Below are 24,283 nucleotides of genomic sequence, written 5' to 3'. Positions count from 1 at the left end.
AAACCCATGCGTAAACTGATTATCGCTTCGGCCACCGCCGCCCTTTTCGCCGGTCTGGCGGCTTGCGGCGAGAGCTCGGCCGACAAGGCGGCCGAGGTGAAGGCGGACCAGCTTGAAGCCCAGGCGGCGGCGACCCCCAACGAGCAGCAGGAAAAGAATCTGAACGCCCAGGCTGACCACATCGAGCAGCAGGCCGGCAACGCGGATGGCGGCATGACGACCTCCAATACGCCGAGCACGTCGCCGACCGCCGGCGAACAGCCCGGCCACTGAGGGCTCAGGCCGCCATCCATCAGAAGCCCCGCCTCAGTGGCGGGGCTTTTTTGTTGTCTGTCGTTTCCGGACGAGAACCCCGGCACGTCGAGCGCTTCTAACGGCACGGGAGCCGAGCCATCAGTGTCGCACCCCGCTCGCCCTAAACCTCGAGGCTGGCCCGCCCCCTACCGACGTCCCCACCGCTCGTTCGACGCCCTAGGTCGGGAACAGACCTTCCCTTGTGACGCTTAGAGGACAGACCCAAAGGAGACGCCGGTGTTCGCCATATTCATCGTCGGAGCGCTGTCCATCCTGGTGCTCTCTGCTTGGGCCACCGTCATCCATTGGGTTTCGCGGCACTCCGAACGCAAGCCTCCGAGCCTGACGGTGATCGAGAGCGGTCGCGCGTTCAGATCTTAGGAGACGTCCGCACCAGTAGCGGTCGCCGCTCCTATGCTGACCCGGCACAAGGAGCGTCTCATCCGCGCAGGAGCTCTCTGCGATGGTTTTCGCTGCTCCCATCAGACAACGCTTGCGGGCGCTCGGCGCCAACAGACCTGACATCCAGGCCGCCGTGTGGCGCAGTGGTTCCCAGATGGGAAGCGACCGGGCGGTGAACCTTGTTCGATTTTCGACATTTGACGCGCATGGCCATCGCTACATCACTTTCCGCACTGGTCGTCGAAGACGAAGCCGTCATTCGAATGCATGCCGGCGCCCTTCTCGCGGACGCAGGGCTCTCTCCGATCGAGGCCGCGACCGCCGACGAGGCGCGACGGGTGCTGGATGAGCTCGACGGAGATGTCGCCCTTGTCGTCGCGGATATTGACCTGCCGGGCGAGATGGACGGCCTGGCCCTCGCACTCTACGTGCGTGATCGATGGCCGGGCGTTGAGGTCGTGCTGGCCAGTTGTCGCCTTGGGCCTGCCTCGAGCCCGCCATTCAACGCCCTGAAGGCCTTTCCGAAGCCGTTCGATGAGACCGCGATGCGAGACCATTTCGTCGGGGTGCTCGCCCGCCGGCTGGCGAGCGATCCCACCGGCGGATTTCCTGACGGCTTTCCCCTCATTCCAGCCGGGCGCCCCTGGGTCGCTGCCGTGATGTCGACCAAACCCGCTATGATGCCGCGACGCTCGGCCTTCTTCAGCTCTGCGATGTGATCATTTCGATCGACCGGGATTGGGGAGCCGGTATCTCCCGATGCCCGAGTCCGGACCCCTTCGGCTGCTGTCACCGACCTACCGCCTGGACTGCTCGCCAGCGCTGAACCCATCGCCTGCCCAGCCGGACCACAAGCGTCTCCGCGCCAAAGGCGAACGCCGCCGCCTGGATCTCAACCTGCGGCAACGCGCCGGGGAAGAGGGTTCGAGCCGGGTAAAGCAGCCGCCCAAGGCTAAGTCCGCCGCGGGTGAACCACACGCACAACCCAATGCCGGAGCCCACGCCGCTGTGCCCGGAACCGGACATTTCCGTGCTTTTACCGCACCTTATATAATTCTGGTCAGTGTAGAGACATCAGAATGGGGGTCTCAAATGCGTTTCACCTACCGCCATAGACCCCGCACCGCGGCGCGCGAAGATGCCCCGGTTCTGCTGCAGCGTCTCGTGTCCGCCGGCCACCTGCGGTATTGGATCATCACGTGCTGGGCCCTGGCCCTTGCCACCGAAGTCTCCCTGTCTCACGTCGCCATCTGGTATGGGGTCACCATGGCGCTCGGCCTCGTCCGAGGCCTGGTCGAGAGCAAGGCGCGTCAGGCTTCGGTCCAGGGGATGTCGAGCCGCCACGTTGTCTGGGCAGCGTCGGTATCCTGCATCGCATGGGCCGCTGCGCCCCTCCTCGCCTTCCTGGAGGGCGGTCCCTACGGCGCCATGTTGGCGATCGCACTGCTCGGTGCGGGCTATACTCTGGTCTTCACCCAGATGCGGGCCGCGCCCCGCGAGGCGCTGATCGTCTCCCTGCCCTACACCGCCGTCCTCGGCGTCATGGTCTTCGGCCTCTGGGGAACGACCGGTTTCAACACGCTCATCGCGGTCATTCCGGTGCTGGGGGCCGCACTCCTTATCAAGGTCGCCATCACCCAGATCAGGGACGGTGAGATCGCGGCGGCCGCGCAGCGGCAGGCGGATCTCATCGTGGAGCTCCGCGCGGCGCGAGACAAGGCCGATGCAGCCAGCCAGGCCAAGTCGAATTTCCTGGGGGTGATGTCCCACGAACTGCGGACGCCCATGAACGGCGTTCTGGGCGCCGCCCAGCTGTTGGCCGTCGGCGATCTGGCTCCCCAGCAGCGCGAATTCGTCTCCATCATTCAACAGTCGGGAGCCTCGCTCCTGACGCTCCTCAACGATATCCTCGACATCACCAAGATCGAGGCGGGCAAGATGGAAACGATGATCGCCGAGATCGCCTTCGACGATCTCTGCCGCAAGGTCGTCGGCCCCTTCCAGGCCCATGCCGAGGCCAAGGGTCTGTCTTTCACCGTCGAGGTTGATCCCGCCGCGCCGGCCTCGATCCGGACCGACGCCCTGCGCCTGACCCAGATCGTGCAGAACTTCCTGAGTAATGCGATCAAGTTCACCGGCGAAGGTTCGATCCGACTCGGCGTGGCTCTCCAGAGTCCTGCGGAGGGCGATAGCGCGCTGCTTTGCTTCTCGGTGCAGGATCAGGGCGTGGGCATCTCGCCTGAAGATCTCGCCAAACTGTTCCAGCCTTTCGCCCAGGTCGACGATTCCTCCACCCGCCGGTTCTCCGGCACCGGACTGGGGCTCAGCATCTCCAAACGCCTCGCGGAAGTCATGGGCGGCGAGGTGCGGGTAGAATCCACGCCCGGAGTGGGTTCCACCTTCTCCGTCACGATCAGGGTAGCGGTGGAAGCCTGGCGTGAGACGGTCCATGATCTCGACCCGGCTGAAGACACGAACCCGTCAGATCAGCCCGAACACGGACTGCGGATTCTCGTGGCCGAGGACCACCCGGTTAATCGTCTTGTGCTGGAAGCCTACCTGAAGCCCGCGGGCCATGTCGTCACCTGCGCGACGGATGGACGCGAAGCCTTGGACGCCGCGCAGGTGGAGGCCTTCGACCTGATCATCATGGACGTCAACATGCCTGTGATGGACGGCCTCGCATCGACGCTGGCGATCCGGCGGTCCGACAGCCCCAATCGCGAGACGCCGATCGTCGTCCTGTCGGCCTCCGCCACCCGCGAGGATCACCTCAAGGGGTTCGCGGCTGGGGCGGACGCCTATCTCAACAAACCGATCGACTTCAGCGCCGTCGCTCACGTCCTGCAGGTCGCTCCGCGCGGCCGGGCCAGCGTCGCCACGATGGGCGCCTCGACACCCGGCGTCGACGCCCGGGACGCCGCCTGATGCCCTTCAAGCTGCAGCGGGTCGTCTACACCAGTCGAGGCGCCCCGGCCTCCCTTTCCCTTCTCGGAATCGCCGAGATTCTCGGCCAGGCCAAGCGCAACAACGATCAACGCGACATCACCGGCGCCCTCGCGGTCGGCGAGACCCATTTCTTTCAGGTTCTCGAAGGCCCTGGGTACGCGCTCGACATGCTCATGCGGCGTCTTGAGCAGGACGTCAGGCATTCGGACATCCGTATCCTGGTCCGCGAGGGCGTCGCCGAACGCGCGCATGCGGGGTGGTCCATGCGTGGCCCGCTGTCTTCAACGCTGATCTCCCGGCTGGTCGCAGACGTCGTCAGCGGGCGGCGATCCGCTGAAGCCGCTGCGGCTGCGCTGGGTGAGGGAACCTCACCGTCTACGGCAGCGACGCCTCGCCTCTCCTGATCTTTGGTCATTCCAGGAGGCTGACGAGCTCAGGGCCCTGGCGGCGTTCAGACCAGGAGAATACGAGCCGCGGTGCGTGTTTCGGTCGCCGGCCTGGAGAACGAAGGAGGCGCCGATGGCTCTCGCTTTCGCGTCACTCAGTACGGCCTTACATGCCGTATTATCCTGCGGCAGCCTGAAGCGCCTCCTCGTTCGGAGCGACCTCTGTTGTCATCGCTCACAGCTTGTCCGCAAACATGTTTTGACCACGGCAGGCGGGCGACATCGCACGGGGCTGACGAAACCCTCCGCCTCTGACTTTCGCGGCCAAACAGAGTGGCCCGGCGAGCCGAAGGTCGCCGGGCCGCCGATCTGGAAGGATCGGGCCGCCTCCCCCGAGGACAGCCGGGACGGACAGGGCCGCCCCTCTTCAAAGACGACGCCGACGTCCGGCCACCTCATCCCCCGGCAATGGGACGCGTCCCGCCGTTGGGACAGGGACGATCAGCCCGCCGTGAAGACGCGGTCCAGCGCGCCGACCGAAGGCTCTGAACACGACATCGGACCTGACCGGGAGCTCAGGCCGTTACCCCCGACCGCATGGTCGAAGCGTGGAGACACGCGTCTGCAAGCAGAGTCCCTCGGTCGCGCGGAACCCCCGGCTTCGTCGTCGCGTTTGAGCGGCTGGTCGTCAGGTCACATCAGTAGACCTGATCTCGCGTCGAGCCTCCCGCGCGGTTCCGCGAAGAAGCCCGCCGCCTCCCGGAGGCGGCGGGCTTCATCACTCCCAGTCTCTAAGCATAAATTCATAGCCAATGGCGCGGGACCTCACGGGTGTATACGCCCTGAGTAGAGCGGATCCGCGAAACATTGAGCGGCGCCGACCCTGTTTTACGATCCCGCGCCATCATCCGAAAACCGTCTGCGCCCGTCCGACCCCATTGCGTCCCCGAAGCACAGGCCGATGACGGCCCGCCCCGCCCGGAACGATATCTTCGCCGGATCATTCACAGCGCGGAACGGCCCAGGGCTCGGAAAAGACGATGATCAAACGCCTTCAGGAAGATCCGCCGCTGCTGATCGTCGGGCTCGCCACGCTTGCAGGTCTGGGCCTCACGCTCTCGGCGCTCATCATGGCGTTCGTCTTCTGAAAGCCGCCGGAGCGGGGTGAGTTCACCGCTCGACCGTGACGTCATCTCCATCAGTAGGCTCGCCCCGGGGACGTGCGGATGCTGATACTGTTCTACCTGGTCGTGGTCGCAGCTGCCGGGCTTCTCGCCTGGCTCTCGCTGCGGGATCCCCTGATGCGGCGAGGCCTCATCAGACGGCCGAGACGAAAACGCCGCGGTGATTACGACTGAAGCGTCTCTCGCCCGGTGTGCGTTGCGCCGGCTCGAGGGCAGTCGCCTATGATCAGGTTCGCGGCCTCTGCAGCGATGCCCCGCAGGACCTTTCGTCTCGACGCCCCGCCCCCGCGGCTGACGCGCCGGTCCCGCGCGGGCCAGAACTCACCCGCCAGGGCGGCGCCCGAAGCCCGTCAATAGAAGGAATTGCTTCGCGGCCTGAACTGGCTGCTCTCCTTCGGGTTAGGCCATTATCAACAGCTCGAGGCCGTGATGATCTCTCTGGACCGTGTCGGCATTGCAGCCATGCCGTCGTTCACCAACGGCTACCCCTTGGCGGGAATCGCCATGCTCGATCCCGTCGGTCACAGCCCCGGCAACCTGCACGATAAACAGTCCCGTGAGACGCTGGTCACGCGCCTGGCGACGTTGCTCAGAATCCCGCGGCTCGGATCCGTCACCGATCCGGATGATGTAGGACCGGACGTTCTCCTGGTTCCTAGAGACACCCTCATCGCAGAGACGATGACCTGGAAGACCCGGTTGTCGATCGGGACCTTGCTCGGCGGCCTGACGCCCTATCGCTTCGCCGCGACCAAGGCGATCACTCATGGATTGATCGGCAAGGAGGCAGCGCATCCTGAAGGGTGGTGCGCCTCCATGGCCGAACGGCTCGGCGACGCCGCCTTGAAAGGCTACACGGCCTTCACACCGGAGGACGCCGTTGAAGGCGGCCGCCGGCTCCTGCGCAGCGGTCCCGCGCGGGTCAAGGAGGTGTGTGCTCGAGCAAGCCTCGGCCAGACCGTCGTGGAGACCGAACGGCAGCTCATTTCTGTGATCCAGGAACAGGATCCGCGGCAGCTGGCGACGTTCGGCATCGTGATCGAGGAGAACCTCTTCGATGTCGAGACCTACAGCGTGGGCTCCCTCTCCGTGGCCGGACTGGAGATCAGCTATGTGGGCGACCAGCAGGAAACAATCGATCACAAGGGCCGCAACGTGTACGGCGGATCGAGCCTGCGATCGGTCCGCGGAGGGCTCGACCGGCTGACCCACCTCGGTCTGGACACAGAGGCCACCGAAGCTATTCGCTGCGCCGCCGTCTTCGACGACGCAGCCCGGCGCGCCTACCCATCCATGGTGTTGACGCGCCGAAACTACGACGTCATCGCGGGCCGCGACGCGCGTGGCCTGCGACGGGTCGGCGTCCTCGAGCAATCCTGGCGGATCGGCGGAGCCACCGGCGCGGAGATCGCCGCCTTGGAGGCGTTCGCCGACGCTCCGGAGCTGACTTCGGTACACACGGTCACCGTGGAGCGCTACGAGGTTTCCGAGACGCCGGAGGGGGCCGTTCTCTATTTCAAGGGCGTCGATCCCGTGGTCGGCCCGATGACCAAATATGCGATGAGGATTGCGTGAAGGCCGCCATTCAAATCGACGAAGGCCGGGTGAACCTCACCGTTGATGGACAGACCCTCACCGGCACATTGCTTCCGCCGGAAGCGCCGGTGCCCGGCCTCCTCTTCGTTCATGGCTGGGGCGGCAATCAGGAGGAAGATCTCGGTCACGCGGAGGAACTCGCCCGCCTGGGCTGCATCTGCTTCACCTTTGATCTCAGAGGCCACGCGGGCAGTGACGCCCGGCGCGACGAGGTGACCCGCCAGGACGGGTTGGACGACGTCAGGACCGCCTATGATTATCTGGCGTCCCAGCCGCTGATCGATCCGTCCGCCATCGGCCTTATCGGCACGAGCTATGGAGGATACCTCTCCGCCCTCCTCACCGCGGAGAGATCGATCCGCTGGCTTGCGCTGCGCGTCCCTGCCCTTTACCCGGACGAGCATTGGGATGTTCCCAAGGCTCGGCTGGACAAGGACGACGTGCGAGCCTACCGCCAGACGCTCCGGTCGCCCGACGAGGATCGGGCGCTCGCCGCCTGCGCGGCCTTCGAAGGCGACGTCCTGATTGTCGAGTCCGGGGAGGATGACCGCATTCCGACGGAGGTCATCCTTTCTTACCAGGCGGCCTTCAAGCGCGCGAACTCCTTTACCCACCGCATCATCCCGGGTGCGTCCCACGCGATGCGCGATCCTGACCATCAGAAGGTTTACACGACGATTCTGATCAACTGGGTCGAGGAGATGGTGCGGGCCAGCCGTCGCGCATTTCGCTAGGATCGGACGCCGACCGCCTGATCGCATCGTCGGCTTGCGTCAGGGCGGTTATGATGGGGAAACGGCGTCCCGACCGGCTTGATCTTGGCCGCCGTCGCAGGCCCGGCCGGGCCGCGCTGCGCTGAAACTCGGCGTCTTGTCGCGCGATCCGGGCCGGAGCCGACGAACGCTCCAGGGTGACTGGCGGCAGTCCCGTTCAGGACGTGAACGGCAGACGCGCGGCGGCTACGGGAGGCTCTCCGGTCACAATAAGGAGGGGTGGATGTGACCCGGACTGTGAACACCGAAGCTTTGCGCAAGCCAGAGGCTCACAACATCGCATCCGGGGGCCAGGCGCGATCAGGCCTCATGTCATCAGCTGGCTTTCAGCCCCATCCCATTTGCCGGCGAGCCCCGGGACCTCCTCAAGCTGGCGCACGGCGTCGAACCCTCCCCGCTCCTCGCGGTAGCGGACGATCTCAAATCCGTGGCCTTGCAGTTGCGGGACACCATCCAGCTCGGCGGCGGTTGCGTGGTTCAAGTTGATCATACGGTCGCTCTCACGTGGTGTCCGCAACTCGGCGGTGCGGCCCAAAACTCCAGCGTGGATCGCAGGCCCCGGTTCCGTGACCAGGCTGCGGACCGCACCGCCGCAGGCGCCTGCCCCAACGCGCCTGCAGCTCCACGATGCAGAGGCCTGATCTCTCGAGGTGCGGAACCGGCCATCGGCTCACGCACTGCTCCAACGGCTGAAGGAGCGCCCGTTTGAATAGGAATGCGAAGCGCCTGGTTCTCGATCTGCTCTCCCAACGACGGGCGGATGCGACGGTCTGCCCGAGCGAAGTCGCTCGCGCCGTCGCGGCTCAGGAAGCGACTCCCTCGGCATGGCGACAGGCCATGCCGGCCGTGCACCATGCCGTCGATGACCTGATGGCGGCCGGTGACATCGGACTGAGCTGGAAAGGCGGAGCCCTGCCCGTGCGCAGAGGTCCTTATCGCATGGGTCGTTCAGGTGGAGTTGCTCCACCACCGCAAGTCAGCCGGGATGACCTTCGATCTCCGGCCGCAACCCGGTCGACGCCCTACGCAACGCCTGCGTCGGCTCCGCGGTCTACAGCGCCGAAGTCGGCCTGTCGCCTTCCCCTAACCGCGAGTGAAACATAGCCCCTTGAGCGCGCCAGAGCCGATCTCCTGATCGGTGGGGGCGAGCCGGACGCCGGCGGCTTGGCGGCACAATGCCCCACGCGCCCCCCGATCTGCCGAAAGGTCTGAGAGCGCCGCCGTAGGTACAGCGTGCGGCGCTTACAGCCTCACCAACGGCTGCAGCCACCGTCCCAACCAACCGTCCAGATGGATCTGTCCATCAAGCGCGGCGACGCACAGACAGGGCTCGGCGGAAACGACCCGCGGCTGGTGCGTCACGCTCTCGTCCGCCTCCTCGATATCGCCCGCCTCAAAGCGGGCGGTTTCTGTGGCGTAGGCGCCGGAGAGAACGCAGGTGAGCTCCACGCCGCCGTGGGTATGACGAGGCGTTCGCTGTCCGCTGTCGATCTTGAGCAGTATCACCCTGCAGGCCCCGTCCCACGGTGCGCCGACATCGCGGACCCGCACGCCCGGGCCGAGCCAACGCCAGGGCCCCAGCGGGTAGATGCGAAGGCAGTCCGGCAGTTCAGGCATCTCGTTGAGAGTCGGAGCTGATACCGCAGGCGGCCGGGTCTCGATCCTGGCCAAGGCGTGATCCAGGGCATCTGACGACATCGCCGCGGGAGGCTGGGCGTCCAGGACCTGTCCGCCCAGGATCTGCAGATCCCGGACGAAGGCGGCCTCCTGCGGCTGAAACGAGAGCCAGGCATTAACGACGACCGCCTCCGGCGGGCTCAGGGCGCCGGCCGCGAAGGCCAGCAGGCGCTCTTCTGACAATCCTGTCTTGCCGCTCACTTCCTCACTCCATCACGCGACCCCAGGAGCTTTCTCAAGCGGATCATCCCCTTGCGGATCTTCGACTTCACCGTACCGAGCGGCATTCCGAGCTGGCGGGCGACCTCGGCATAGGGATGGTCCGAAAAATAGGCGAGTGTGAGAACCTCGCGTTGATCTTCTGGCAGACGCTCCATCGCGCGGCGGACGCGATCAGCGTCCTGTTCCGCGTCCAGGCGGGCATCGGGCAAGGCAGGGGCCTCGCCCGCCAGCTCGACCTCCGGTGTCGGCATGGGCAGCCTTTCGCGTCTCAACGCGTCGAGGCGGCGGTTGCGGGCGATCACATAGACCCAGGTCGCCGCGCTGGCCTTGCCGGCATCGAATAACGCCGCCTTGCGCCAAACGGTCAGCAGCGCGTCCTGCGCGAAGTCCTCGGCCGCCCCCGGCGTTGCTCCCGCCCGCATGAGATAGGATTTAAGGCGGGGCGCATAGAAGGCGAAAAGGTTCGCGAAGGCTTCCCGGTCCCCATGGGCCGCGATTGCCTGGATCCACCGGGCGTGCTCATCACCTTGTGACATCGCTCGCGACGTCACCCCGACTTCAGGCCGTAGAATTTCGATCTGTCCATACATCGGCCTGCATACGCGATTCAGCGCGCTTCGGATGCGCCTAGGTGAATCGTCCCGAACTAGGCCAGTCATCACCCCATGATGGCCGGGAGGCGCCGCAACATCGCGCCGCTGTTGAGGATGCGGCCGGGGACGGTAGGTCACCCGTTCCCTTGCCAAGAGGACCCTCCCCATGCGTGTGCCTCCCCTGCTCGCCGCCGGCCTCGTTGTCGCAGCCGCAGCCTGCCAGACAGCCCCTGCTCCGCTGAGCGGCTATCTGACCGGCTACGAGGGTCTGGCGACCAAGCCGGGAACATTGCGGGTGTGTGTGCGCGAGCGCCGGGACGGTGGAGACCCTGTACATTCAGCCCGCAGCCCTCCATCCCGGAGCCGCCGAGGGGTTGCCGCCGGCGGATGTGGCCCTGGTTCTCGGCGAGGTGGATCGCCAAGGCCTGCTATGAGCTCAGCGAGCGTTTCACCCTCACAGAAGCCCGGGGACCAGACGTCGGGGTCGTGCGTCTCGCGATTACGCGCCTGCGCGGTAGCGAACCGGCCGCCGCCGGCGTCGCCGCGGTGGCCAACACCTTCATCCCCGGCCCGATCGGCGTGCGCGCGCCGGGCGCCACAGGCGCCTTGGCGGCGGAGGCGGAGCTCGTCGGCGCCGACGGCGTGCAGATCGCCGCCCTCGCCTTCGCGCGACAGGCCAATGTGGTCGGAACCGACACCCCCTCCCTGTCGCGGGTCGGCGACGCGCTCCAGTTCGCGGAGGTGCTGGGCGACCCGGTCGGTGACAGCTTCGCCGCGCCTGACCGCAAGGTGCGCGCCATTCCCACACCTGATCCCTGCGAACGCTTCGGCCCGAGAGCTCAGCCTGCGGGCTTCCTCGCGCGACTGGTGACCGGCCTCTATGTGCCTCAGGCTCAAGGCGTCAGACCACAACAACCGTTGAAGCAGGATCCGACGGTCGCCAGGCCTGATATCGGGACGTCCGCCGAGCCCTGAAAGCCGCGCACCGGACTGACGAACCTTCGGAACGGGCGCCCTGTCATGTCGTTGTCGCCTCCATGAAAAAAGCATTTCCCCTCCTGCTGGTGACCAGCGCGACCCTGGCGCTCGGCGCTTGTGCGACCCTCCAGCGCGGCCCTGTGGGCAACATCAGCGTTCCGCAGCCCGCCCGGCCCGTCGATCTGCAGCGCTACTCCGGCCTCTGGTACGAGATCGGTCGGTACGAGAACGGCTTCGAACGGGGCTGTGAGGGGGTGACGGCGGAATACACACTGCGGGACGATGGGCTGGTGGGCGTCAGCAACCTGTGCCGCGAGCATCCCAGCGGAACGGAACGGCGCTCAAAAGGACGCGCCAAAATCACGCCGGGCAGCGGCAACGCCAAGCTCAAGGTTTCCTTCTGGGGCCCTCTGTTCCTCGGCGACTACTGGGTTCTTGACCGGGCCGAGGACTATTCCTGGGCGATCGTGGGCGAACCGTCGGGTCGCTACCTTTGGCTTCTCAGTCGCACGCCCCGTCCTTCCCAATCGGTCTCCGCAGCGATCATGACGCGTGTCCGCAACCTGGGCTACGACACCGACCTGATCAGACCCACTCGCCACGACCTGCCGGGTTGAGCCGGCTCCGGGCGCCTCGTGTCGGGACACGGCGCGGTGGCGGCGTGGTCTGAGCCGAGGAAACGCCAAGGGGCCGCCTCCACGCCGCGCCGGGACGAACGCCTTCTACCCGAGCCCTCAGTCGTTCAGGACAAGACGGGCGACGGCGCGAACGAGCGCGCGAGGATCGGCGTCACCCTCGTTCGTCAGCACAATGACGGACAGTCGATCATCCGGGTATCGCGCGTAATAGGACCGGAAGCCCGCGAGGGCTCCGCCATGACCGATCTCGAAATGTCCCTCGACAGGTTCGAGGCGCCATCCGAAGCCGTAGGCGCCTGGCCCTTCCCCGGGAAGAACGGGAGCGGTCCTCATCTGCCGCCGGAAGTCAGCGGAGATGAGGGCGTCGCTATCGAGGACACGATCCCAGCGCATCAAATCCGAGAGGGACGACACGAAGGCGCCGCTGGGCCTCAGGGCCGCCAAGGGCGGCACATTGACGGTCCGCCCCGCCTTCCATTCGTAGGCGCCCGAGCGACCCGAGATCAGGTCAGTGGGACTGGTCGGCCTTGACGCGGTCATCCCGGCGACATCGAAGATCCGGGTCTTCACGAAATCCGGCCACGGCTGGCCCGATTGCCGGCTGATGATCTCAGCCACGACATAATAGCCGAGGTTGGAGTATTCGAAGCGGGTCCCGGTCGGAAACAGGAGCGGCAACCCATATCCGGACCGAATGACGTCGATGTCCGCCTGGACCTGGTCGGGCCGGAATGCGGGGGCTTCACGCACCAGCCCGGAAGTGTGGTTAAGAAGGTGGCGCAGGGTTATGGCCCGCCAGCTTTCCGGGGCGTCAGTCAGATAGGCCGACACCGGCTCGTCCAGGCTCAGCCGCCCCTCCTGCGCAAGGATCAGCACGGCCGTTGCGAGAAACTGCTTGCTCAGCGATCCGATGTTGAACGCCGTGTCTATGGAAACGTCCAAACCGGTCTCGAGATTGGCCTTCCCGTAGCCCTTGGCGATGACGACCTGGCCGTCGCAGAGGACGGCGAGCGCCAGCCCCGGAATATGTTGCCGGTTCATCTCCGCGCGCACGACCTCATCGACAGCCGCCGCCGGTCCGGCCTGCCCCATATCCATGGTCGAGGCGCAGGCCGGCCGTCTCTCCTCGGCCACGGCCGGCGTGTGTATGGACAGGAGTAGTGAGACAGCCGCGGTCAGTCCGATCATCGCTTTCATGGCTGGGAGGTCCGTACAGGTCTGACGAACCAGTAAAGCACCCCGGCGCCGGGAGTACAGGGGCCAAGGGGGATACAAAACCTCCCCTAACACGCTCGCAGCGGGCGGCCCGGTCCGCCTTGACACAGACCAGACCGCCTTCACTGCCGTCGAGGGACTGGAGCAGTGCGCCCGGCCTCGCGTGGGGGACGCGGGATAGCCGAACAAAGGCCTTAGCCTTCACGCCCTCGTCGCACGCGACCAAAGGTTTTACAATCGGCAACGCCGCGAACCACGCCCCGCCTCCCAAAGGGCGGTCGCTCTACTTTTCGGCGGATCCCTTCAGCGGATGCTTCCCCTGAGGGGGCGAATTTTCCAAGTCTATTCGACCCTTGCCCAAAGAGCACCGTCGAGCGAAGGCTCTCGGATCCAGGCATTGGCCAAGAGGTCGAGGCCTTGAAACTGGACATAGTTCAGCCATCGGCGCCCCGAAGCCTGCTCACGCGTTGACGCTCAGCCTATGCCCAACCCGACCCTCCTCCCGCCTGTCGTTTACCACCCGGCCTATGGCGCGCCCATGCCGCCCGGTCATCGCTTCCCCATGCACAAATACGCCAGACTGGCGCAGATGCTGGATGAGAAGGGTCTGATCGGCCCGGAAGGGCTGTACACTCCCGAGCCTGCCAGCTTCGAGATGCTGTCCGCGGTGCATGACCCAGCCTATGTCCAACAGGTTCTGAATTCGGCGGTGCCGTTGAGCCTGGAGAGGGTCATCGGCATGCCGGTGACCCCCGGCGTCGCCCGCCGCGCCCAGGCGGCCGTCGGCGGCACCCTGATGACGGCGCGGCTCGCCCTGCGACACGGCCTTGCGTGCAATACGGCGGGCGGCAGTCACCACGCCAGGCAGGAAGCTGGAGCGGGATACTGCGTCTTCAACGACGTCGGCGTCGTCGGCCATGCCCTGCTGGAGGCTGGCGAGATCAGGCAGGCGCTCGTCGTCGATCTGGACGTGCATCAGGGCGACGGAACGGCCTTTCTGTTCGAGAACGAGCCGCGTGTCTTCACGTTCTCCATGCATGGCGCGAAGAACTATCCCACCCGACGCGGACCGAGCGATCTGGACATCGATCTTCCGGATGGAACCGGCGACGAGACCTATCTGGCTCAACTCCGCGCCGTCCTTCCCGCGCTTCTCGAGGGCGTGAGTCCGGACCTCGTGTTCTACAACGCGGGTGTCGATCCACATGTCCGCGACCGTCTGGGCCGTTTGGCCCTCAGCGACGAGGGCCTCGCGGCTCGGGACGCCTATGTTCTGGAGACGTGTCTGCCGGTGGCGCCCGTCGCGGGACTTATCGGCGGGGGTTATGATGACGACATCGACCGGCTGGCCGATCGTCACGCCATTCTCCATCGCGCAGCCGCTGGCGCTTGGCGCCGAGGTCTCGCCAAAGCTGGAATCTGACCATCCTGGCGCGTTGATCCTGACTGCCGCCCTCGACGTCGGCGCCTTCGCCCGGTTTCAGGGTTTGTGTCAGTCCATCTCCCACGACACCGAAACCAGGGCCTGACCCCGCCGCGCCCCCGGAGCGCCGCTCCTCATGCGCGCAGGCATGCCGGAGCCTCACCCGTGGAACACAGCGTCATTTTCAGGCTCACCCACTTCGAACTCGACGATGGTGCTGTCAGTTCACCCGACCTTTTCGAAGGGCCTGCAGTCAGGCCCTTCGCGCAAGGCGCAATCCGGAGTGAAGGCCGCATCAGGACTGGGCATGGCCGAAGTCCGAGCGTTGGCGCCCGGGTCCGGTTCTCGCCCCGTTGCGCAGCGCAGCCTGAACCCGGTCAATAAGTTCCTTCGGCTTGTACGGCTTGCCGAGGACATCCATGGCTTCCGCCTGAGGGCCCTCAAGCGCCATCTGATCGTTATACCCCGTGGTCATGAGGATCGGGGTCGCGGGACTGAGACGGTGAATCTCTTGCGCCAGCGCCACGCCGTTGACCGGACCGGGCATGACCACATCGGAGAAGACAAGATCGAAGGCGCCGGCCTCCTGGGACGCCTTGAAAATTTCCAGCGCCTTGTCGGCGTTGTGAGCGACAACCGTGCGGTAGCCGATTTCTTCAAGAATGTCTTTGGCCATCGCCGCGATCTCCGGCTCGTCCTCGACGATCAGTATGCGCGGTGGGGCTGTAAGATCGACAGGTCGGGGATTGAAATCCGACCGCGTCGACGGCGTGTCATCCCGATCGGCGATGGCCGGCAGAAGAATGCGGATCGTCGCGCCCTCGCCCTCCTCGCTTTCGATTTCGAGCCGTCCGCCCGACTGCGAGGCGAACCCGTGGGCCATGGCAAGCCCCAGGCCGGTTCCCTGCCCGGGAGGCTTGGTCGTGAAGAACGGCTCGGCGGCGCGGGTCTTCACATGAGGCGGCATGCCGGGACCGTTATCACTCACCTCGATCGAGAGGTAATCCCCGTCGGCCAGACGGGGCGCAACGCTGTCGCCCTCCAGGCGCGCCAACTTCACCGACAGGGTGATTTCGCCTTCACCGCCCATCGCGTCGCGCGCATTGATGATCAGGTTCAGCAGGGCGGTCTCGAGCAGGATGGGATCGACCTTCACCGGCGGCAGACGACGCTGAAGATGGAACTGCAAGGTGCAACCGGCTCCAATCGTGCTGTCCAGCAGTTCGGCGACGGAGTTGACGAGCAGCGAGACGTCCGTGGCGCGCGGCTCGAGCCGGCTGCGGCGGGCGAAGGCCAGAAGTTGCTTGGTCAGCGCCGCCCCACGCGAGGTCGCCGTGCGCGCCGCGCCCAGAAACCGGTCCATGGCGACGGGATCGCCGCGCCGGCTGTCAATGCGCTCCAGACTGCCGTCGATGATCTGCAGGATATTGTTGAAGTCGTGAGCGAGACCGGCCGTCAGCTGGCCGATGGCTTCCATCTTCTGCGACTGAAGCGTCTGTTGCAGCGCTTCACGCCGGGCGGTCACATCGAGCTGGCTTGCAAAGAAGTAGAGGAGCTCGTCATCCTGCCCATAGACAGGCCCGACAAAGACGGCGTTCCAGAAGGCCGATCCATCGCGACGGTAGTTGAGAATCTCAAGCGCGATGGCCTCACGCGCCGCGACCGCGCGCCGAAGCTCTGACACGGCGGCCGGATCGGTCTCTGCGCCCTGGAGGAAGCGGCAGTTTCGGCCTGCGATCTCCTCGACCTCGTAGCCGGTCAGGTCCAGGAAGGCGTTATTGGCGAAGACGATGGGATTGTCCTCGAGCCTCGGATTGGTGAGGATCATCGGCATCCGAGTCATTTCGAGGGCTGCGAAGAAGACGCCGCCGCGCTCATCCAGGCCGTCATGGGAGATGACGCTCTGTTTCCAATGGCGCATGCCCGTCCGCCCCATCAGGGTCTCGTTCGGCGTCTCCAGACCGCCGGCGGCCGGAACGCCGGTGGCGCTTTCGGTATCCTCTGTCATAGGCCGTGAATCCCCTGATGCGCCGCGCGGGTCAACCCTGAGCGTTAGCGACGCTTGGCAGAAAGAAAGCCTTTCCCATCCGACGGTTCCGGAGTGCGCCTCGGCCAATCCTCGAACGGCAGCAATGCTTCGCAAGGGCGCCGGATGCAGGGCTCTGCCAGTGTCGTAATGACACCCAGCATCAAGGGCTGCGCCAGCGGGCGCCGACATGCCAGTCGTGTCCTTGGGGTTGGAACCCCGTGTCGAGACGCGGCTTTATCGGACAGAGCCAAAGGCTCTGAGTAGCGTACCGATCGATTTGACGATCAGAAGCCCGTCGCCTCGTCGGAGGCGGCGGACTTTGCGTATCCAAGGCCGCAGCCGCAAAGACCGCGCCCGCATGCCCGTCGTGACATCTGGGAGGCGGCCGCGATGGCGCCTGCCGCCCTTGCGCCCTTGCCCCCTCGGACTCGACGCCTCGCGTCGATGCTGCTCGGGAGCCGCACCCGACTGTCCTTCGCCGGATGCGAACACAGGGCGGCGAATACCTGCGGATGTGACGCCTGCGCGAACGGAGCCGCGATGGGTTGCGGGCAAGCGCGTCCACGCCAGTTCGCCGAGGGGCCGACCGCCCCCGTCGGCGCATCCATGTCCAGACGCTCTCAGCCGGCGAGCTGCAGCGCTTCCCCATGCGAAGGAACCTTCGCACTCATGCGGTCTTCCCTGCCCTGTATGGGAGCCCGCACATGAACCTTCGTCTGGAACGCGTCATCTACGTCAGTGAGGCAACCCAGACGGATCCGACAATCGCGATCCTGGCCGATATTCTCGCGGTCTCCGATCGGAACAATCGTCGAGACGGTGTGACGGGAGCCCTCGTGGTGACCGCCACCCGCTTCCTTCAGATCCTCGAGGGCGCGCGGCAGGACCTGGACCGAACGCTGGATCGACTGCGCGACGACAGCCGGCACCATGATATCGCGATCCTGTGCCGTGGCCCCATTCACCACCGCCGGTTCGCAAACTGGACGATGGCCGCCGCCGGTATCTCGATCTCGCGGGCCCCCGAGATGGATGAGATTGTTGAACTGGCGTCGTCGGACCCTGAGACGGCGACCTTGAGGGTGCTCGCGCTTGTGGAGGCGCAGGTCCGGGCTCAGCCCTGATCGAGCCGTCGAGAGCGGAAGGTCTTTCTCACCACCGCCGTTGCCCCTAGCCTCGCTGAATGGGCTTTGAAAACCTTTTCCTCGGCTGGCGAACGGCGGCGCTGGGTCTGTTGATCATCGAGATCATCGTCCTCGCCGGAATGATCATGGTTGCGGACCCCGACAGGGCGCCGCCTCGACTTCTGGCGGGCGCGCTTCTAGTGATCAGCGGGCTTCTCACTCCCTACGCCATCGGGTTCGCCGGGGCGTATGATGTCTGGAGAGACCTGACTTTCGCGCCCTTCGCCATCCCGCTGGCGCTCGGCCCGCTGCTGTACGCCTACGCCTCTGCGCTCGAAACAGGCAGGACGCCCCGACATCGAGTTTGGCACGCCGCGCCCGCGGGTCTCCAGCTGGCCTATTTCATCGTCTGTTTTCTGCTGCCGAGGGATCTCAAATGGGCATGGTATACCGGAGGGCATAACGCCTTCGTCGCCCCCGTTCTCAGCAGCCTGACCCTGATCAGCCTGGGCGGATACGCCTGGGCGATCGGACGCGTCCTCGCCCGGTACCGCTCACGCCTGGCCGACAACCGCAGCGACGACGACCGCTTCTCGGCGAGATGGCTCTCGCGCGTTCGGTTCACAATTCTGATCGCTCTCGTGGTCGAAGTCGGCTTCTGGCTGTGGGCGTTCCTGACCGGCGGCATCGACTATTTCCAGGAAACCGGCCTCTATCTCGTGCTCGGGGCGATCGGCCTCTATCTGGGCGTCGCCGGATGGCGCCAGACCGGACTGCCGGCTTTCGCCGAGGACACGGCTCTTGTTCCCATACGGCCGCCGGCTGCGGATCCGACCGAGGCCGGACAGGGCCGCTTGGACTGGGCGACTATCGCCGCCGACTTCGCCGCACGCACGCGCGTGGAAGCCTGGTGGCGCGAACCGGGGCTGACCCTCCCGGGTCTGGCGCGACGCCTCGCCACCAATACCGGCAAGCTGTCGCGCGCCATCAACCTCGGTCTGGGAATGAACTTTTCCACCTTCATCAACAGCCTCAGGGCGGAGGGCGTGGCCGAGGCGCTTGCCGCCCGCTCTGAAACCGACCTTCTCGATCTCGCTTTCGAGATGGGCTTCGCCTCCAAGGCCAGCTTCAACCGGGCCTTTCACGCCCGTTACGGCATGACGCCTTCGAAATACCGGCGAAAGGTCTCAGATCGTGACTCAATCGCGGCGGCTACGGATCTGAGGCGCGCCGGGACATAGGTTCGGTCACGGTCGCGGGATGACCTCTGCAGGAGCTTCCATGTCTGCGTTGAACCGACGCCGCCTTCTCCAACTTTCGGCCGGCCTCGGCCTTGTCTCCGCAACGCCGGCCTGGGCCCGTGTTCTCGACGACGACTGGAGCGGCGATGTCGCCATCCTTCGCGAGACGTGGGAGGCCATGCATCCCGGTCTGTATCGCTACAACACCCCTGCAGACATCACCGGTCGATTGAACGGTCTGTCCGCGGTCTGGAAGGCTCCAGCGTCCTTTCGCGACCGCTTTCTCGCCCTGACCCGCGTCACCGCCTCGATCCGGTGCGGCCACACCTACCCCAGCCCTTACAACGGCTCCGACGCCATGGTGGCGGCAATGTATCCCGGTGCATCCCTGGTTCCCTTTCGGTTCCGCTGGATCGACGGATGCATGGTCGTCACCGATGATCACAGCGCCGGACAGACGTTTTCTCGAGGGTCGGTGGTCACGGCCATCGACGCCGCCCCGACCGCCGAGCTCCTCGCCCAGCTTATCCCCCTCGCCCGCGCGGACGGTCACAACGATCCCAAGCGGATCAATCTGATGGAGGTTCGTGGCGAAGACCGCTTCGAAACCTTCGACATCCACCTGCCTCTGATCCTGCCGATCAAGGACACCGCGACCTTCACGCTCGCGGACGGGCGCAGCATCCGGTCTCCCCTGCTCTCTCTTGAGGAGCGGCGTCGCCGCCTCCCGGCCTCCGCCGATCCTTCGGGCGGAGGTAACCCCTGGACGCTGCTGAAGCGACCCGATGGCATCGCCGTCCTGACCATGCCCAACTGGGCGCTGTACGAAACAACCTTCGCCTGGGAGGCCTGGCTGGGTCAGGCGATGGATGATCTATCGGGCGACGGGATCAGAGGACTGGTCATCGACCTGCGGGGCAATGAAGGCGGACTGGATTGCGGCAACGTCATTCTCAGCCGGCTGGTAGAGAAGGATCTGCCCCTGTCGCGGAACCAGCGCTGGACACGCTATCGCAGCGCGCCGGACGCGGTTCGTCCCTATCTCCACACTTGGGATCGCAGCTTCCTGGATTGGGGAGATCAGGCTCAACCCTCGGCGGAACGTCCCGGCTACTACCGTCTGACCCGCTATGATGACGGCGACGACAGCGTCCTCATCAGACCGTCCGGCAAGCGGTTTCGCGGCAAGGTCGCCGTGCTCTGTGACGCCTCCAACAGTTCCGCCACGTTCGGCTTCGCCCAGGCCGTTCAGGAGAGCGGCGCAGCCACCCTCGTCGGCCAGCCGACCGGGGGCAACCGGCGCGGCATCAATGGCGGCGCCTTTTTCTTCCTCAGACTGCCGGCCTCCGGTCTTGAAGTCGACCTGCCTCTGATCGCAAGCTTCCCGTCGACGCCGCAGCCTGATGCCGCCATTCTGCCGGACATCGCTGTACCGACGACCGCTGAAGACATCCGGCTCGCGCGCGACCCCCAGATGATCGCCGCACTTCACCATCTTGCCGCCTGAACCTTGCGAGCCTCGATGGCCCGCCTCTTTCCACGGAGCTTCCCCGTGCTGATCGCGACTCTCCTGACCATGACCGCCTTGTCCGCAGCCGCTGCGCCACCCGAAGCTTTGCGCCCCCAGGCCCTGTCCGGCGACTGGACGGTCGACCTGTCGACCGACCCGACGGCCCCTTACCTGAAGCCCATGCACCTGAGGCTCTCGCCGGACGGCGCGGTCACCGGCGACTTCTATGAGAGCCCGATCGAGGCCGGGCGTTGGAAGGCTCAAAACGGAAGGCTGTGTGTCTCGTTTCGAACGACGGACGGGGTCGGCCCATATCACACGGCCGCCTGCCTCGCAGGCGATCACATCGAGGGGCAGACCTGGGCCGAACACCGCAGCTTTGTTTTCATCTGGACCGCGACGCCGCAGAGTCCCGCGCCTTGACGCGTCCGCCGCCATCCACGCGCATTCAAACGCGATCGCTGTGCGCTCGCTGCAGCCAGGCCTGAAGCCGCTCGGACCATACTGCGACGCCCTCGTCGGTCCCCAGATGGTCCTGCCGGATCTCCAGTTCGACATAGGGGAGCCCGGCGGAAAAGGCATGCCGGGGCACGGTGTAGTCGATACCGTCCATCCGGTAGGGTTCATTGTCACCGATGGTCAGACCAGGCGTGGCCTTCATTTGCTTCAGCATGCTGAGCGCGAATGCCGGATCGCCGGCGTCGTGCAAAACACCCGCGTCCCAGGGCCGGTCGAAACCGCCCATCCGCGGCGTGAAACTGTGCAGAGCCACCAGTATCGTCTCGCGCCCTTCATCCGACCGTCGACGCAGTTCTGCGGCGATGGCCTCCTGGTAGGGGTTGTGGATTTCATGGATGCGCGCCGCCCGCTCCTCAGGCGTGAGATCCGCATTGCCCGCGATCGTTGATCCGTCGCTGACCTCGGGAATGGCGTCGGGCCGTTCCGGATCGCGATTGCAGTCGATGACCAGCCGCGACCAGGTCTGGGCGATGAAGACGGCATCCAGCCTGCCGGCCATGGCTTCCCCAAGCGCCCGGACGCCGATGTCCCACGCGATGTGCCGGACCCGATCCTCTTGCGATAGCCCCAGATCACCGAGGGCTTCCGGAATGGCGCGCCCGGCGTGGTCCCCGATGAGCAGGAACGGAGAGGCTCCGGTCGGGTTTACAAGCGACACCGTTCGCGGATCCCGCGGCCCCAGAAGTCCGCCGCCGCTCATTCCGCTCTCCGTCATGCCAATCCTCACCCTCTCCCACCTGACCGTCTACCGGTACAACCAGCCGGTCGCCTTCGGCGAGCACCGCATCATGGTGCGGCCGCGCGAGAGCTATGACCAGCGGCTGATAGAGGCCACCCTCGACATCGATCCGGCGCCCGCCGACCTGCGCTGGGTCCAGGACGTGTTCGGCAACGCCGTGGCCCTGGCCCGGTTCGACCGCCGCGCCACCGAACTGCGTTTCGACAGCCGGGTGCGCATGGAGCACGCCCCGGTCGAGCCCGAGCGGGTCGATATCGAGGACTATGCCCGCGACTACCCCTTCACCTATTCGTCGGAAGACATGCCGGACCTGCTGCGTTCGATCGAGCGCCAGCATCACGACCCTGACCGGGTGGTCGACCAATGGGCGCGGCGCTTCCTCGATACCGACACCCGCACCCCGACGCTCGGCCTGCTGACCGAGATGACGCGGACCATCAAGCGCGAGTTCACCTATATCCCCCGCGCCGAGAAGGGGACCCAGTCGCCGGTGGAGACCTTGAAATACCGCCAGGGCACCTGCCGGGACTATGCCGTCCTGATGATCGAGGCGGTGCGTTCCCTCGGCTTCGCGGCCCGGTTCGTGTCCGGCTATGTCTACTCGCCGACGCAGCATGATGGTCGGGTCGGCGGCGGAAACACCCACGCCTGGGTCCGCATCTTCATTCCCGGCTCGGGCTGGGTGGAGTTCGATCCGACGAACGGCATCATCGGCAACCGCGGCCTGATCCGGGTCGCCATTGCTCGCGATCCGTATCAGGCCCTGCCCCTGTCCGGCGCCTGGACCGGCTTTCCCGGAAGCGCGACAGGGATGGACGTCACCGTACAGATCGATGTCGAGCCGGAACCATTGGCCGCGGCTCCGCTTTCCAACGCGCCCCTTGTTCCCTCCGCGCCCCAGGACGTCCTCTGACCATGCTCATTCGCGTCGGATACGACATCCGCTTCGAAACCGACCGCCCGACGCCGATGCTGGCCCTGCTGAGCCTGCATCCGTCGCGCCATCACGATCTGCGCACCCCGCACCGGATCGTCGCCTCGCCCGACGTGCCGATGTTCGAATACGCGGACAGCTTCGGCAATGTCGTCAGTCGCTTCACCTTGCCGGTGGGCGGCCTGGATCTGTCTTGCGACTTCGTCGTCGAGGACTCCGGCCAGCCTGACCCCGTCATCGCCGACGCGGTCCAGCACCCTGTCGAGGATCTTCCGGAGGACGTGCTCGTCTATCTCCTCGCCAGCCGCTACTGCGAGACCGACCGGATGCTGGACACCGCCTGGATCGCCTTCGGCCACACGACGCCCGGCTGGGCGCGGGTCCAGGCCATCGTGGACTATACCCATGAGCGGATCGCCTTTGGCTACCACCATGCGAGGGCGACCAAGACCGCCTACGAAGCTCACGACGAGCGCGCCGGGGTCTGCCGCGACTTCGCTCACCTGGCCATCACCCTGTGCCGCTGCATGAATATCCCCGCCCGCTACTGCACCGGCTATCTCGGCGACATCGGCATTGATCCCATCGACGCCCCGATGGATTTCTCAGCCTGGTTCGAGGTCTATCTGGGCGGCGCCTGGCGCACCTTCGACGCCCGCCACAACCGGCCGCGGATCGGCCGGATCGTCATGGCGCGGGGTCGGGATGCGGTCGATGCGGCCCTGACGACCGCCTTTGGTCAGGCGACCCTGACCCGGTTCAAGGTGGTGACCGAAGAGATCGACGCCCTCGCCTGAAGCCGCCGCAGCCAGGATTGGAAGAGTGGGCTCCGCAGATGACCAATTCTGGCCCCGTCCGAGCGACGGCCGCTCCCCTTGAAATCCCAAACCTTTTTCCAGACTTTCATCGTCGGATAAGTATTTTCCCCTAGACCGGAGTCCATGGCGAAGACCCCTCTGACCCCCGCGTCTGCGAGAGCCAAGGCCGCCATCTGCCGCAAGGCGGCGTCCCTGACCTCCGACGCCGCCATCCGTCAGGAACTTCTGAGCTTGGCCGCTGCATTTGACGCGAAGGCCGCCGCCAGCGTCTCAAACGCACCGGCGGGCTGAGCTCCGCGACGGCGCGGAACACTCTCTCAACAGGACTTCGCCTGACCCGCGCCGGGACCGGGCGAAGCAAAGTTCAGACCGGCCGTCTGACCGGCCATCGGAAGCGGGCCGACCCGGGAACTCTCCGATTCTTCTGACGCGCGACGCAACACCTTGAGAAGGGTCGCGTTGACCCCGTGAACCAGAGGATGGACGATGACCCCAGAAGATCCCGACCGACATGACCGTGCGGCCGACGCCGTTCACGAAGGCCGCCCGGTCGACGCGGAACTGGTTCGGGCGGGGCGCCCCGGGGTCCCGGTTCTCCTTGTCCTCGTCGTCTCGACCGCCGCTGCGGCCCTGGCCCTGTTCGGTCTCTGGGCGCTCTTCCACGGCGCCTTCTCGTCGGAGGCGAGCGACGTCGGCGGCGGAGCAGCCGCCGTGCGCAGCTTCGAGGGCGATGCGCAAGGCCGTCCGCCAACGGCGGACGCGCCGACCTCCGCCACGGGCGAGGCTCGGCCTGTGCCCACCGGGGAGGCTCCAAATGTAAACGCCCCCACGGTTCCCTCCAGCACGGCGAACCCTGATGCTCGACCAGAGGCAGGCTCACCGCGGTAGATCCCGCGACCGGATCGGGGTTTGCGGCCGGTCTGCTGACCGGTGGTCCAGCCCAGGCGCTCGACCCGCGTCCCTTGGGCTTGCGACGGGTCTGGCGCCTCGCCATTGCCGGAGTCGCCGGCCGTCAAAGGACCGATCGCCCCTGTGGCGC

At 65.9% G+C, this 24,283-nt stretch carries 23 protein-coding genes; 17 read left to right on the top strand and 6 right to left on the bottom strand.

Annotated elements, in window-relative coordinates; all coding sequences use genetic code 11:
* The first annotated feature begins 6 nt into the window (after positions 1 to 6).
* The 6 genes from AC1ROD_RS07220 to AC1ROD_RS07195 all read left to right on the top strand — a co-directional run bounded on the left by AC1ROD_RS07220 (position 7) and on the right by AC1ROD_RS07195 (position 7,545).
* Positions 7 to 273, top strand: coding sequence for a hypothetical protein (locus AC1ROD_RS07220; RefSeq protein WP_492947565.1), 267 nt, complete (start codon positions 7 to 9; stop codon positions 271 to 273).
* A gap of 602 nt (positions 274 to 875) precedes the next feature.
* Positions 876 to 1,415: a response regulator gene (locus AC1ROD_RS07215; RefSeq protein WP_492947564.1), complete on the top strand. Its 540-nt coding sequence runs from the start codon at positions 876 to 878 to the stop codon at positions 1,413 to 1,415.
* A 373-nt stretch (positions 1,416 to 1,788) separates the two neighbouring features.
* Entirely contained in the window at positions 1,789 to 3,624 is a 1,836-nt protein-coding gene (locus tag AC1ROD_RS07210) for an ATP-binding protein (protein WP_492947563.1), read from the top strand.
* Complete coding sequence (locus AC1ROD_RS07205; protein ID WP_492947562.1) at positions 3,624 to 4,049, top strand: BLUF domain-containing protein; 426 nt, start codon at positions 3,624 to 3,626, stop codon at positions 4,047 to 4,049. The genes AC1ROD_RS07210 and AC1ROD_RS07205 overlap by 1 nt, the downstream gene beginning before the upstream one ends.
* A gap of 1,529 nt (positions 4,050 to 5,578) precedes the next feature.
* The gene (locus tag AC1ROD_RS07200; RefSeq protein WP_492947561.1) at positions 5,579 to 6,790 is read left to right on the top strand and encodes a DUF3182 family protein; all 1,212 of its coding nucleotides are present in this window, start codon (positions 5,579 to 5,581) and stop codon (positions 6,788 to 6,790) included.
* On the top strand, positions 6,787 to 7,545 hold the full coding sequence (locus AC1ROD_RS07195) for an alpha/beta hydrolase family protein (RefSeq protein ID WP_492947560.1): 759 nt from the start codon (positions 6,787 to 6,789) through the stop codon (positions 7,543 to 7,545). The genes AC1ROD_RS07200 and AC1ROD_RS07195 overlap by 4 nt, the downstream gene beginning before the upstream one ends.
* A 346-nt stretch (positions 7,546 to 7,891) precedes the next feature.
* On the opposite strand, the gene AC1ROD_RS07190 is transcribed toward AC1ROD_RS07195, so the two are convergent.
* Positions 7,892 to 8,074, bottom strand: coding sequence for a ComEA family DNA-binding protein (locus AC1ROD_RS07190; protein ID WP_492947559.1), 183 nt, complete (start codon positions 8,072 to 8,074; stop codon positions 7,892 to 7,894).
* A 215-nt stretch (positions 8,075 to 8,289) separates the two neighbouring features.
* On the opposite strand from AC1ROD_RS07190, the gene AC1ROD_RS07185 reads away from it, so the two are divergent.
* The gene (locus AC1ROD_RS07185; RefSeq protein WP_492947558.1) at positions 8,290 to 8,688 is read left to right on the top strand and encodes a DUF3253 domain-containing protein; all 399 of its coding nucleotides are present in this window, start codon (positions 8,290 to 8,292) and stop codon (positions 8,686 to 8,688) included.
* A gap of 138 nt (positions 8,689 to 8,826) precedes the next feature.
* On the opposite strand, the gene chrR is transcribed toward AC1ROD_RS07185, so the two are convergent.
* On the bottom strand, positions 8,827 to 9,462 hold the full coding sequence (chrR, locus tag AC1ROD_RS07180) for a cadmium/peroxide/UV radiation responsive anti-sigma factor ChrR (protein ID WP_492947557.1): 636 nt from the start codon (positions 9,460 to 9,462) through the stop codon (positions 8,827 to 8,829).
* On the bottom strand, positions 9,459 to 10,073 hold the full coding sequence (locus tag AC1ROD_RS07175) for a sigma-70 family RNA polymerase sigma factor (RefSeq protein ID WP_492947556.1): 615 nt from the start codon (positions 10,071 to 10,073) through the stop codon (positions 9,459 to 9,461). Before AC1ROD_RS07175 ends, chrR begins: the two co-directional genes overlap by 4 nt.
* Before the next feature lie 75 nt (positions 10,074 to 10,148).
* On the opposite strand from AC1ROD_RS07175, the gene AC1ROD_RS07170 reads away from it, so the two are divergent.
* Both AC1ROD_RS07170 and AC1ROD_RS07165 read left to right on the top strand, forming a co-directional pair.
* A complete protein-coding gene (locus AC1ROD_RS07170) occupies positions 10,149 to 11,051 on the top strand; it encodes a DUF3313 family protein (RefSeq protein ID WP_492947555.1) in 903 nt (300 codons plus the stop codon).
* Positions 11,052 to 11,113: 62 nt separating this feature from the next.
* On the top strand, positions 11,114 to 11,671 hold the full coding sequence (locus AC1ROD_RS07165) for a lipocalin family protein (RefSeq protein ID WP_492947554.1): 558 nt from the start codon (positions 11,114 to 11,116) through the stop codon (positions 11,669 to 11,671).
* 117 nt (positions 11,672 to 11,788) lie between these two features.
* Here the strand turns inward: AC1ROD_RS07165 and AC1ROD_RS07160 are convergent, their stop codons facing one another.
* Positions 11,789 to 12,889: a serine hydrolase domain-containing protein gene (locus AC1ROD_RS07160; RefSeq protein WP_492947553.1), complete on the bottom strand. Its 1,101-nt coding sequence runs from the start codon at positions 12,887 to 12,889 to the stop codon at positions 11,789 to 11,791.
* 499 nt (positions 12,890 to 13,388) lie between these two features.
* Between AC1ROD_RS07160 and AC1ROD_RS07155 the strand changes: the two genes are divergently transcribed.
* Positions 13,389 to 14,330 (top strand): histone deacetylase family protein, encoded by a 942-nt coding sequence (locus AC1ROD_RS07155; RefSeq protein WP_492947552.1) that lies wholly within the window; start codon positions 13,389 to 13,391, stop codon positions 14,328 to 14,330.
* Between the two features lie 295 nt (positions 14,331 to 14,625).
* Here the strand turns inward: AC1ROD_RS07155 and AC1ROD_RS07150 are convergent, their stop codons facing one another.
* Complete coding sequence (locus tag AC1ROD_RS07150) at positions 14,626 to 16,548, bottom strand: response regulator (protein WP_492947551.1); 1,923 nt, start codon at positions 16,546 to 16,548, stop codon at positions 14,626 to 14,628.
* A gap of 515 nt (positions 16,549 to 17,063) precedes the next feature.
* Between AC1ROD_RS07150 and AC1ROD_RS07145 the strand changes: the two genes are divergently transcribed.
* Genes AC1ROD_RS07145 through AC1ROD_RS07130 form a run of 4 tightly spaced genes read left to right on the top strand, consistent with a single transcriptional unit; the run spans position 17,064 to position 20,657 of the window.
* Positions 17,064 to 17,483, top strand: a complete 420-nt coding sequence (locus tag AC1ROD_RS07145) for a BLUF domain-containing protein (protein WP_492947550.1) — start codon at positions 17,064 to 17,066, stop codon at positions 17,481 to 17,483.
* Positions 17,484 to 17,542: 59 nt separating this feature from the next.
* The gene (locus AC1ROD_RS07140) at positions 17,543 to 18,724 is read left to right on the top strand and encodes an AraC family transcriptional regulator (RefSeq protein WP_492947549.1); all 1,182 of its coding nucleotides are present in this window, start codon (positions 17,543 to 17,545) and stop codon (positions 18,722 to 18,724) included.
* Positions 18,725 to 18,764: 40 nt separating this feature from the next.
* A complete protein-coding gene (locus tag AC1ROD_RS07135; RefSeq protein ID WP_492947548.1) occupies positions 18,765 to 20,231 on the top strand; it encodes a S41 family peptidase in 1,467 nt (488 codons plus the stop codon).
* Positions 20,232 to 20,276: 45 nt separating this feature from the next.
* A complete protein-coding gene (locus AC1ROD_RS07130; protein ID WP_492947547.1) occupies positions 20,277 to 20,657 on the top strand; it encodes a hypothetical protein in 381 nt (126 codons plus the stop codon).
* Positions 20,658 to 20,682: 25 nt separating this feature from the next.
* On the opposite strand, the gene AC1ROD_RS07125 is transcribed toward AC1ROD_RS07130, so the two are convergent.
* On the bottom strand, positions 20,683 to 21,453 hold the full coding sequence (locus AC1ROD_RS07125; protein ID WP_492947546.1) for an N-formylglutamate amidohydrolase: 771 nt from the start codon (positions 21,451 to 21,453) through the stop codon (positions 20,683 to 20,685).
* 13 nt (positions 21,454 to 21,466) lie between these two features.
* On the opposite strand from AC1ROD_RS07125, the gene AC1ROD_RS07120 reads away from it, so the two are divergent.
* The 3 genes from AC1ROD_RS07120 to AC1ROD_RS07110 all read left to right on the top strand — a co-directional run bounded on the left by AC1ROD_RS07120 (position 21,467) and on the right by AC1ROD_RS07110 (position 23,535).
* On the top strand, positions 21,467 to 22,405 hold the full coding sequence (locus AC1ROD_RS07120; protein ID WP_492947545.1) for a transglutaminase family protein: 939 nt from the start codon (positions 21,467 to 21,469) through the stop codon (positions 22,403 to 22,405).
* A gap of 2 nt (positions 22,406 to 22,407) precedes the next feature.
* On the top strand, positions 22,408 to 23,223 hold the full coding sequence (locus AC1ROD_RS07115; RefSeq protein WP_492947544.1) for a transglutaminase-like domain-containing protein: 816 nt from the start codon (positions 22,408 to 22,410) through the stop codon (positions 23,221 to 23,223).
* A 144-nt stretch (positions 23,224 to 23,367) separates the two neighbouring features.
* Positions 23,368 to 23,535 carry a hypothetical protein gene (locus tag AC1ROD_RS07110; RefSeq protein ID WP_492947543.1) on the top strand — a complete coding sequence of 56 codons (168 nt, stop codon included), beginning with the start codon at positions 23,368 to 23,370 and terminating at the stop codon, positions 23,533 to 23,535.
* The last annotated feature ends 748 nt before the right edge of the window (positions 23,536 to 24,283 follow it).

It is taken from the genome of Brevundimonas sp. GW821-FHT12E07 (genome assembly GCF_058807035.1).
The sequence above is the reverse complement of the archived record's forward strand: the minus strand, read 5'-3'. Positions and strand labels throughout refer to the sequence as shown.

Bases quoted from the DNA above. Each gene is read 5' to 3' on its own strand.
- AC1ROD_RS07210 (WP_492947563.1), top strand. From the start codon at position 1,789: ATGCGTTTCACCTACCGCCATAGACCCCGCACCGCGGCGCGCGAAGAT.
- AC1ROD_RS07170 (WP_492947555.1), top strand. From the start codon at position 10,149: ATGATGGCCGGGAGGCGCCGCAACATCGCGCCGCTGTTGAGGATGCGG.
- AC1ROD_RS07190 (WP_492947559.1), bottom strand. From the start codon at position 8,074: ATGATCAACTTGAACCACGCAACCGCCGCCGAGCTGGATGGTGTCCCG.
- AC1ROD_RS07115 (WP_492947544.1), top strand. From the start codon at position 22,408: ATGCTCATTCGCGTCGGATACGACATCCGCTTCGAAACCGACCGCCCG.
- AC1ROD_RS07120 (WP_492947545.1), top strand. From the start codon at position 21,467: ATGCCAATCCTCACCCTCTCCCACCTGACCGTCTACCGGTACAACCAG.
- AC1ROD_RS07150 (WP_492947551.1), bottom strand. From the start codon at position 16,548: ATGTCGGCGCCCGCTGGCGCAGCCCTTGATGCTGGGTGTCATTACGAC.
- AC1ROD_RS07155 (WP_492947552.1), top strand. From the start codon at position 13,389: ATGCCCAACCCGACCCTCCTCCCGCCTGTCGTTTACCACCCGGCCTAT.
- AC1ROD_RS07160 (WP_492947553.1), bottom strand. From the start codon at position 12,889: ATGAAAGCGATGATCGGACTGACCGCGGCTGTCTCACTACTCCTGTCC.
- AC1ROD_RS07145 (WP_492947550.1), top strand. From the start codon at position 17,064: ATGAACCTTCGTCTGGAACGCGTCATCTACGTCAGTGAGGCAACCCAG.
- AC1ROD_RS07125 (WP_492947546.1), bottom strand. From the start codon at position 21,453: ATGAGCGGCGGCGGACTTCTGGGGCCGCGGGATCCGCGAACGGTGTCG.
- AC1ROD_RS07175 (WP_492947556.1), bottom strand. From the start codon at position 10,073: ATGTATGGACAGATCGAAATTCTACGGCCTGAAGTCGGGGTGACGTCG.
- AC1ROD_RS07205 (WP_492947562.1), top strand. From the start codon at position 3,624: ATGCCCTTCAAGCTGCAGCGGGTCGTCTACACCAGTCGAGGCGCCCCG.
- AC1ROD_RS07110 (WP_492947543.1), top strand. From the start codon at position 23,368: ATGGCGAAGACCCCTCTGACCCCCGCGTCTGCGAGAGCCAAGGCCGCC.
- AC1ROD_RS07220 (WP_492947565.1), top strand. From the start codon at position 7: ATGCGTAAACTGATTATCGCTTCGGCCACCGCCGCCCTTTTCGCCGGT.
- AC1ROD_RS07140 (WP_492947549.1), top strand. From the start codon at position 17,543: ATGGGCTTTGAAAACCTTTTCCTCGGCTGGCGAACGGCGGCGCTGGGT.
- AC1ROD_RS07135 (WP_492947548.1), top strand. From the start codon at position 18,765: ATGTCTGCGTTGAACCGACGCCGCCTTCTCCAACTTTCGGCCGGCCTC.
- AC1ROD_RS07165 (WP_492947554.1), top strand. From the start codon at position 11,114: ATGAAAAAAGCATTTCCCCTCCTGCTGGTGACCAGCGCGACCCTGGCG.